The organism is Stenotrophomonas sp. TWI1183 (assembly GCF_039673115.1).
GTDB classification, from domain to species: Bacteria; Pseudomonadota; Gammaproteobacteria; order Xanthomonadales; family Xanthomonadaceae; genus Stenotrophomonas; species Stenotrophomonas maltophilia_AA.
In genome coordinates, this window is the sequence record NZ_JBDJKZ010000015.1 from 94,276 (window position 1) to 103,477 (window position 9,202).

The window sequence follows — 9,202 nt, forward strand, 5'->3', positions numbered from 1 at the left end:
GGGACTCAGGTCGTTTCAGGAGAAGGAAGCCGTGCACCCTGCGGGCGCATCGGCGCGGTGGAACCACGCACCACCAGCTGCGGCACGAAGCCTTGGTTCTGCAGCTGCAGCGGTGCGTCGTCGTAGGCATCGCTGCGCAGCTGCGCGATCAGCAGGCGTGCGGCATGCCGTGCGATGTCCTCGGTGGCCTGCTTGGCCGTGGTCAACGGCGGCCAGGACTGCCGCGAGAACGGGCTGTCCTCGAAGCCGGCGATCGACAGGTCGTAGGGCACGTTCATGCCCGTGGACTTGGCCGCCGCCAGCACGCCGGCGGCGATCTCATCGTTGGAGCCGAAGATCGCGGTGGGCGGTTCGCGCAGCGCCAGCAGGCGGCGCGCACCACGGAAGCCGTCATCGAAGGTGTAATCGCCCTGCACCACCAGGTGCTTGTCGATGGTCATGCCGTAATCGCGCAGCGCGGCTTCGTAGCCGGCATAGCGCTCGCCGCTGGAACGGTGCGAGCTGCCACCCCAGAGGAAACCGATGCGCTGATGGCCGAGCTGGATCAGGTGCTCGGTGATTTCATAGGCGGCCTCGCGGTCGTCGACGAACACGCAGGCGCCATCCTGCGGATCGGCGGTGGCGGCGATGATGCGCACCAGTTTGATCCCGCGTGCGGTGAGCGCGGCCACCAGGTCCTTGCGCTCGGACATCGGCGCGGTCAACACCAGCCCGGCCAGGCGCGAACGCTGCACCCAGTCGGCCAGTTCCTCGGCCAGCATCGGCGAGCTGGAATCGCAGGGATGGATCTGCAGGCCGAAACCGGTCTCCCGGCACGCGGCGAGCACGCCGTTCTGCACGCCGATGATGTGGTACGGGTTCGGGTTGTCATAGACCAGCCCGACCACCAGGGTAGTGCCGGTGCGCAGATTGCGCGCCGCCGGATCCGGCTCGTAGTCCAGCTCGGCGATCGCACGCAGCACGCGCGCCCGGGTGGCCTGCATCACCGAAGGCTCGTTGTTGATGACCCGCGAGACCGTCTTCAGCGATACCTTGGCCCGTTCGGCGACATCCTTGATGGTCGCTCTGCGCATCGTTTTTCCCTGGCTGACCGGTTGAGCGTCCATGATCGCCGATCACTGCCCGTCGCGGGACAGCCCGACGCGGTGGCCGCGCATCGAATAGAACAGGATGTACAGGTAGCAGGGCACCATCAGGCCGGCGAACACCCACTGGAAGTCGAAGTGCTGCTTGAGCACGGCAAACAGCTGGGGAATGATCGCGCCACCGGCGATGGCCATCACCAGCAGGGCCGAACCGGTCTCGGTGAAACGGCCCAGGCCGCGGATCGCCAGCGGGAAGATCGCCGGCCACATCATCGCGTTGGCAAAGCCCAGCGCGGCCACGAAGCCCACCGAGACATAGCCGTGGGTCAGCAGCGCGCCGATGCAGAACAGCACGCCCAGCACGGCGGAAATGCTCAGGTAGCGCGACTGCGAGACCAGGTGCGGGATCAGCGCCAGACCGGCGAGATAGCCGATCAGCATTGCCCCCAGCGTGATCGACGTGAACATCTTGGTCTGGTCCAGCGGCAGGTTGAAACTATGCCCGTAGGTACCGATCGCATCACCGGCCATCACTTCCACGCCGACATAGACGAACAGGCACAGCACGCCCAGCCACAGGTGCGGGAACTGGAAGATGCTGGTGCGCTCGGCCACCCCCGGCGCGCGGGCCGGCGTGGCGTTGGCCTCGGAGGTCTTCAATTCGGGCAGCGGCGAGAACAGCACGCCCACCGCCAGCACCACCAGCAGCCCGGCCATGGCCATGTAGGGCAGCTGGATCTTGGCCGCGAAATCGTTGAGCAGCACCGTTTTGGCGGCGGCGTCGGCGACCTTCACCTGCGCATCCAGATCGCCGATACCGTGCAGCACCAGGGTGCCGATCAGCACCGGGGCGAGCATGCCGGCGATCTTGTTGCAGATGCCCATCAGCGCGATGCGCCGGGCGGCGGTCTCGATCGGGCCGAGGATGCTGATGTACGGGTTGACCGCCGTCTGCAGCAGGGCCAGCCCGCTGCCGATGATGAACAGGCCGCTGAGCGCGCCCGGGTACCAGCGCTGCTGGGCGAAGTGGGCGAACACCACCGCGCCGGCCGCCATCACCAGCAGGCTCAGGCTCAGGCCTTTCTTCATGCCGGTGCGCTTGAGGATCCAAGAGGCCGGCAGCGCCAGGAAGAAATACGACAGGTAGAAGACCATCAGCACCAGGAAGGCGCCGACCTCGTCCAGCTCGAAGGCGAGCTTGACGAAGGTGATCAACGGGCCGTTGAGCCAGGTGAAGAAGCCGATCAGGAAAAACAGCACGCCGATGATCAGGATCGAGGTGAGCACGCTCGAACGCGCGGAGGCAACAGGCACGGCAGACATCAGGGAGGCTCCTGCATCGACGGCGCCGGAGCGGCGTCGGAAGAGTGGCTGGGAACAACGTTGTCACATTTATTCGTTGCGGCCGCCGGGTTTGTCAACAACTGGTTCACGCCGCCCCCGCGCATTTTCCTTTGCTGCACCTGCGCAATCTGGCGGCAACGCTCACGGCGGGCGGGGCGGAGCCCGTATTCACGGCAGTTTGCAAAAACATGACGGTGCCGTGATGAAAACGTTTTCGCGCGCAAACCCACGTTGCGACGCAACATCGAAAGTCTGAGGTTATCGTTGACATCGTTGTCAGAACGATTACAGACTCCGCCTCAATCGCCGGGTCCGCCCTGGCCACGCCCAACCGATGGAGTCCGTGTGACCAACGCCGCCCACGCTGTTCCGGCCCATGCCCCGCCCGCCGCGATGCCGCCGTTCCTGGCCGCCGACGTGGGTGGTACGCATGTCCGGGTTGGCCGGGTCCAGGCCAGTGCCGATCCGGCCCATCCGGTCGAACTGCTGGACTACCGCAAGTTCCGCAATGCGGATTACGCCGGCCTCAGCGCGATCCTCTCCGACTTCCTGGCCGATGGCCCGCGCCCGACGCATTGCGTGGTCGCCACCGCCGGCTATGCCCGCGACGACGGCACGGTGATCACCGCCAACCTGCCCTGGCCGCTGTCGGCGCGGCAGATCGAGCGGGAGGTCGGCCTGGACCAGGTCTACATCGTCAATGACTTCGAGGCCGTGGCCTATGCCGCCGCCCAGGTTGATGCCAGCGGCGTGCTCCAGCTGACCGGCCCGGCCACCGCCCCGCGCGGCCCGACCCTGGTGGTCGGCCCGGGCACCGGGCTCGGCGCGGCCGTGTGGATCCCGACCGCACATGGCGCGGTGGTCCTGGCTACCGAAGCCGGCCAGCCCACCCTGGCCACCACCACCGAACTGGAGATGGCGATCGTGCGGCAGATGCTGCGCGAGCGCTCGCATGTCTCGGTCGAGCAGGCGCTGTCCGGCCCCGGCCTGATGAATCTGTATCGCGCCCTGTGCGCGTTGAACGGCCAGGCGCCGACGCTGACCACCCCCGATGCGGTCACCGCCGCCGCGATGGCCGGCCACGACCCGCTCGCGAGGCAGAGCCTGGACGTGTTCTGCGGCCTGCTCGGCAGCACGATCGGCGACATGGCACTGCAGTACGGCGTCACCGGCGGTGTCTACCTGGCCGGCGGCATCCTGCCGCAGATCCGCGACTTCCTGTTGAACAGCACGTTCGTCGAGCGGTACCTCAACAAGGGGCCGATGCGCGAGGCGCTGGAACGCATTCCCGTGAAGGTGGTCGAGCACGGGCAGCTGGGCGTCATCGGCGCCGCCAGCTGGTACCTCGGCCGCTCGGACACCTGATCTGCCGCGGCGCCGGGATCGGCGCTGCGGACAACGCACCACGCAGTACGTAGCACCCAAGGCGCACCGGACAACAGGCGCGCGGCACAGTCGTACCAGACGCAAGCAAACAGACGCCGTCGCCGGCGACCATCGAGTGATGAGGAGAGACATCATGAACACCCGCAAGACCCTGCTTTCCGCAGCCATCGTCAGCTGCCTGGCCTTCAGCGCCCACGCGCAGCAAGCCCCCGCCTCCACGCCGGCCGCAACCGACCTGGACACCATCCAGGTCACCGGCATCCGCGGTTCGATGGAGAAGTCGCTCGATACCAAGCGCGAAGCGAATGCGCGCCTGGAAGTGGTCACCGCCGAAGACGTGGGCAAGCTGCCCGCGCACAACGTCGCCGATACCCTGCAGCGCGTGCCAGGCGTGAACATCAGCTCGTCCAGCGCCGATGAAGGCGGCTTCGATGAAGCCGACCGTGTCAGCCTGCGCGGCACCAGCCCGAGCCTGACCCAGACCCTCATCAACGGCCACAGCGTCGGCTCGGCCGACTGGTTCGTGCTCAGCCAGGGCAACAACGTCGGCCGCAGCGTCAGCTATTCGCTGCTGCCGTCCGAGCTGGTCAGCTCGGTGGAAGTGAACAAGTCCTCGCAGGCCAAGCTGCAGGACGGCGGCACCACCGGTACCGTCAACATCATCACCCGTACCCCGCTGCAGTTCGCCAAGCAGTTCACGGCCGAAGCATCGATCGGCGCCGTGCGCTCGGACCAGGCCGACTCGACCGATCCGCAGTACTCGGCGTTGTTCAACTACAAGAATGACGCCAACACCTTCGGCGTGCTGGTGCAGGGCTTCTACCAGGAGCGCGAACTGCGCCGTGAAGCGCAGGAAATCCCGGGCGGCTTCTTCGCGCTCAAGGCGACCGATCCGGTCGTGGCAGGCATCCCCGATCCGGCCAATCCGGGCCAGTTCCTGCAGGCGCCGCGTCCGGACCTGGAAGGCCTGTCCATTCCCGGCCTGCTGGGTTCGACCCTGTTCGAGCAGACCCGCAAGCGCAAGGGTGGCATGGTCACCGTGCAGTGGAAGCCGATCGACACGCTGACCCTGGGCCTGAGCGGCTTCACGTCCGAACTGGAAGCGAACAACTACAACCGCAACTTCATGATGTTCGGCAGCGGCTTCGGCCGCACCCAGGCCCCGGACCCGGGTTACACCGTGGTGGATGGCGTGATCACCAACGCGACGTATACCGGCGTTCCCGGTACGAACTACGGCGTGTACGACATGATCTACCGCGAGGCCACCGCCAAGAGCAGCTACGTCACCTTCGACGCGGACTGGCAGATCAACGACAACCTCAACGCGAAGTTCCAGGCCGGCACCACCAAGGGCACCGGCGAAACCCCGCGCCAGTTCATCGCCGAAGTCACCGTCGGCCAGGGTGGCGGCGCGTCTTACGCCAGCCACGGCGCCGGCTCCCCGGTCGACTGGAACATCGGTGGCGACATCAGCGAAGCAGGCGTCAGCAGCTTCGGCACCTGGGGCAACCAGCTGGTCAAGGCAGAGGACAAGGAAGACTGGGCGTCGCTGGATTTCAACCAGTACTTCAGCAACGGTGGCACGCTGAGCTCGATCGACTTCGGCCTGCGCTTCGCCGACCACGAACGTGAAGCCCTGTCGCCGGAAGGCGCCAGCCCGGGCGACATCTGGTCCGCACTGCGCGGCAGCGCCACCGGGCAGTACCCGGGCAACTTCGCCAGCGGCGTGGGCGGCAGCTTCCCGCGCAACATCTGGTACTACACCCCGGATGCGCTGCAGAACGCCATCGTCAACAACTCGACCTGGCTGGCCGGCAACGACGGTCCCGACGGCCGCCACAACTACGGTGCCGAGTGGAAGGTGAAGGAAAAGAACTTCGCCGGTTACGTGCAGGCCAACTTCACCGGTGACTGGTGGAGCGGCAACATCGGCCTGCGTTACGTCAACATCAAGCAGGACATCGACACCTACCTGGCCGTCAGCGATCCGGCCCGCGCCGACGTGCGCAGCCTGTTCGGCATGTGGCAGCGCCAGGCCTTCGAGAACAAGCACGACCGCGTGCTGCCGAGCGCCAACATCAAGTTCGACCTGGACGATGACCTGGTGCTGCGCGTGGCCGCGTCGCAGACCCAGACGCTGCCGGACTACTCGGCACTGGGTGCGTCCTCGTGGGGTTCGGATCTGAACAAGACCGGCGGCGGCGGCAACCCCGACCTGAAGCCGACCCTGTCCAGCAACCTGGATGCCAACCTGGAGTGGTACTTCATGCCGCGCGGCCTGTTGTCGCTGGGCGCCTACCATATGCGCCTGAAGGACTACATCGCCTTCGACGTGGTCCAGCGCCAGCTCTTCAGCGAACTGACCAACCAGCTTGAAACCTACGACATCTCCACCCCGATCAATGCCGATGGGCAGGTCACCGGCGTGGAAGTGGCCTACGAGCAGCCGATCGGCGAGTACTTCGGCGTCAATGCCAACTACACCTACGCCAATGGCAAGACCAACCACACCTGGGCCGACGGCACCAACAACCTGCTGGGCACCTCGAAGAACACCTACAACGTGGGTGCCTACTTCGAGAACGAACGCTTCGGCGCCCGCGTCAGCTACACCCGCCGTTCCTCGTTCCTGATCAGCCTGTCCGGCACCAACCCGTACTACCAGGACGACTTCGGCACCCTGTCGGCGTCGCTGAGCTACAAGGCGACCGACTGGCTGAGCATCAGCCTGGATGGCCTGAACCTCAACAACCCGACCTACAAGTACTACCAGAGCGCGTTGATCCCGACCTCGTTCTACTCCAACGGCCGCCAGTACTATCTGAACTTCCGCTTCAAGTACTGATCGCCGCGGTAACACGCTGCACACCTGAAACGGGCCCGGATCTCCGGGCCCGTTTCACAGGTGGAACCCGATTCGCTACAAAGGAATGACCCGATGCACACCCGCACCCGTCGTACCTCGCTGTCGCTGCTGTCCTTCGCACTGGCACTCTCCCTCGCACCGCTGGCCCAGGCCGCCGACGCACAGGCAACGGATGGCCCGAAGGCTCTGGCCGGTTCGCTGATGCTGATCCCCGCACCGGCGAAGGCCGAACGCCTCGCCGGCGCCGGCTACGCGGTGACGGCGGCCACGCCGGTCCGTGCACAGGGTCAGGCCGCGCAGCGCGTCGCCACGCAGTTCGCCACCCTGCTGCGCGACAGCGGTGGCCCGGCGGTAACGGTGGGCGAAGGACGCGGCAAGGACGGCATCCGCTTCGTGCTGGACGCCACGCTCAAGACCGGTGCCGAAGGCTACCAGCTGCGATCGAACGCGCGCGGCGCGACCGTGCAGGCCGCCACCGAGGCCGGCCTGTTCTACGGTGCGGCCACGCTCTCGCAGCTGCTTACCGGCGGCAGCGATGGGATGCTTCCGGCGCTGCGCATCGATGATGCCCCCCGTTTCAGCTGGCGCGGCCTGATGCTCGATTCGGCCCGCCACTTCCAGAGCCTCGACGAGATCAAGCAGGTCCTCGATGCGATGGCCGAGCAGAAGCTCAACACCTTCCATTGGCATCTCACCGATGACCAGGGCTGGCGCATGGAGATCAAGCGCTACCCGAAACTGACCGGCGTCGGCAGCTGCCGCATTCCGGCCGGCGACGGTGGCCGCGATCCGGTCACCGGCGCCGAGCGTCCCTACTGCGGGTTCTACACCCAGGAACAGATCCGCGAGGTGATCGCGTATGCGGCCGCGCGCCATATCCAGGTCATTCCCGAGATCGACGTGCCCGGCCATGCCACCGCAGCGATCGCGGCCTATCCGGAGCTCGGCACGATCGACACCCCGCTCAAGCCGCTGAGCGAATGGGGCGTGTTCCCCAACCTGTTCAACACCGACGACAGCACCCTCGAATTCCTTGAGAACGTGTTGGAAGAAGTCATCGCGTTGTTCCCGGCCAGGTACGTGCACGTGGGGGGCGACGAAGCAGTCAAGGACCAGTGGGAGGCTTCCGCGCGGGTGCAGGCACGCATGCGCGAGGTGGGCGCCGGCGATGAGATGGAAATGCAGAGCCACATCATCAAGCGCCTGGAAACGTTCCTGGAACAACACGACCGGCGCCTGATCGGCTGGGACGAAATCCTCGAAGGCGGGTTGCCGCCGGAAGCCACGGTGATGTCGTGGCGCGGCACGGAAGGCGGCCTGAAGGCCGCCAGCGAAGGTCACGACGTGGTGATGTCGCCGGTGACCGACATGTACATGGATTACCTGCAGACGAACTCGGAGAACGAGCCGCCGGGCCGTCCGGCGACGATTCCGCTGGCGCGCGTGTACGGCTTCGAGCCGGTGCCGGACGCGCTGGCCAAGGACAAGCAGCACCACATCCTCGGCCTGCAGGCCAACATGTTCACCGAGCACACGCGCAGCTACGCGCGCCTGCAGCACAACCTGTTCCCGCGCCTGGCTGCCGTGGCCGAGACCGGCTGGTCGCCGCGCGAGCGTCGTGATTACGCCGATTTCCTGGCACGCCTGCCGGCGCAGCTGCAGCGATACCAGGCGATGGGCATCGCGTATGCACAGACCCCGTTCCAGGTGGAACTGGACAGCCGTGACGATCGCGCTGCCGGCACCGCGACGCTCGCACTGCGCAATCCGCTCGGCTACGACATCCACTACAGCGTGGATGGTAGTGCCGTCACCGCCCGGTCGCCGCGCTATACCGCCCCGCTGCAGCAGCCGCTGCCGGTGGCGTTGCAGGCCGCGACGTTCTTCAACGGCCAGGCATTGGCCAAGGCCGCCAGCCGCTTCGATATCACCGCCACCTCGCTGCTGTCGCGGACCGACGAGCATCTGGCGCAGTGCCCGGGCGAAGGCCAGCTGCTGCTGCGCCTGGAAGATGATGGCCCGGCCGACGGCGAGCGTGCGATCTTCAACGTCGACATCTTCAACCCGTGCTGGCTGTGGAAGGATGCCGATGTGGACGGCATTGCCAGCGTCCGCATCCGCGCCGGACAGATCCCGTATTACTTCCAGCTGGCCCACGACGAGCCCAGCCGTCGCTTCGCACCCAAGCGCAGCGCACACGGGGAAATGGACATCCTCGGCGGGCAGTGCGATGGCAAGCCACTGGCCAGCGTGACGCTGCCGGCCGCACCGGGTGCCGATGGGTTCATCACACTGGAGGCGGCGCTGCCGCGTTCGCTCAAGGGCACGCAGAATCTGTGCGTGCGCTTCACCGGCGACACCCGGCCGACGATGTGGGTGCTGGATGAGATGACGCTGCAGCCGCGGTAACGCCGCAGCCACAGCCACAGACAAAACGGAGGAGGTAGTGCCGGGCGCCGGGCCGGCCCCCAAAAAAACCAAAAAAACCGCGGGGGCGGGCCCCCGCCCGGCCAAACAA

Annotated in this window: 5 protein-coding genes; 3 read left to right on the forward strand and 2 right to left on the reverse strand. The window is 66.4% G+C overall.

The genetic code is table 11. The features are described from left to right. Nucleotides 1–5 precede the first annotated feature (5 nt). Both ABE434_RS14015 and ABE434_RS14020 read right to left on the reverse strand, forming a co-directional pair. A complete protein-coding gene (locus tag ABE434_RS14015; protein WP_179460055.1) occupies nucleotides 6–1,073 on the reverse strand; it encodes a LacI family DNA-binding transcriptional regulator in 1,068 nt (355 codons plus the stop codon). A gap of 42 nt (nucleotides 1,074–1,115) precedes the next feature. Further along, nucleotides 1,116–2,408, reverse strand: coding sequence for a sugar MFS transporter (locus ABE434_RS14020; protein WP_346479262.1), 1,293 nt, complete (start codon nucleotides 2,406–2,408; stop codon nucleotides 1,116–1,118). Between the two features lie 414 nt (nucleotides 2,409–2,822). Here ABE434_RS14020 and ABE434_RS14025 point away from each other — a divergent pair, with 414 nt between their 5' ends. The 3 genes from ABE434_RS14025 (at nucleotide 2,823) to ABE434_RS14035 (ending at nucleotide 9,093) form a co-directional block, all read left to right on the forward strand. Continuing rightward, the gene (locus tag ABE434_RS14025; protein ID WP_176988483.1) at nucleotides 2,823–3,794 is read left to right on the forward strand and encodes a glucokinase family protein; all 972 of its coding nucleotides are present in this window, start codon (nucleotides 2,823–2,825) and stop codon (nucleotides 3,792–3,794) included. Between the two features lie 154 nt (nucleotides 3,795–3,948). Then, nucleotides 3,949–6,663 (forward strand): TonB-dependent receptor, encoded by a 2,715-nt coding sequence (locus ABE434_RS14030; RefSeq protein WP_346479263.1) that lies wholly within the window; start codon nucleotides 3,949–3,951, stop codon nucleotides 6,661–6,663. Nucleotides 6,664–6,756: 93 nt separating this feature from the next. Beyond that, on the forward strand, nucleotides 6,757–9,093 hold the full coding sequence (locus ABE434_RS14035; RefSeq protein WP_346479264.1) for a family 20 glycosylhydrolase: 2,337 nt from the start codon (nucleotides 6,757–6,759) through the stop codon (nucleotides 9,091–9,093). The last annotated feature ends 109 nt before the right edge of the window (nucleotides 9,094–9,202 follow it).

Excerpts from the sequence above, each read along its gene's own strand:
- ABE434_RS14015 (WP_179460055.1), bottom strand. The coding sequence starts at position 1,073 with ATGCGCAGAGCGACCATCAAGGATGTCGCCGAACGGGCCAAGGTATCG.
- ABE434_RS14020 (WP_346479262.1), bottom strand. The coding sequence starts at position 2,408 with ATGTCTGCCGTGCCTGTTGCCTCCGCGCGTTCGAGCGTGCTCACCTCG.
- ABE434_RS14025 (WP_176988483.1), top strand. The coding sequence starts at position 2,823 with ATGCCGCCGTTCCTGGCCGCCGACGTGGGTGGTACGCATGTCCGGGTT.
- ABE434_RS14030 (WP_346479263.1), top strand. The coding sequence starts at position 3,949 with ATGAACACCCGCAAGACCCTGCTTTCCGCAGCCATCGTCAGCTGCCTG.
- ABE434_RS14035 (WP_346479264.1), top strand. The coding sequence starts at position 6,757 with ATGCACACCCGCACCCGTCGTACCTCGCTGTCGCTGCTGTCCTTCGCA.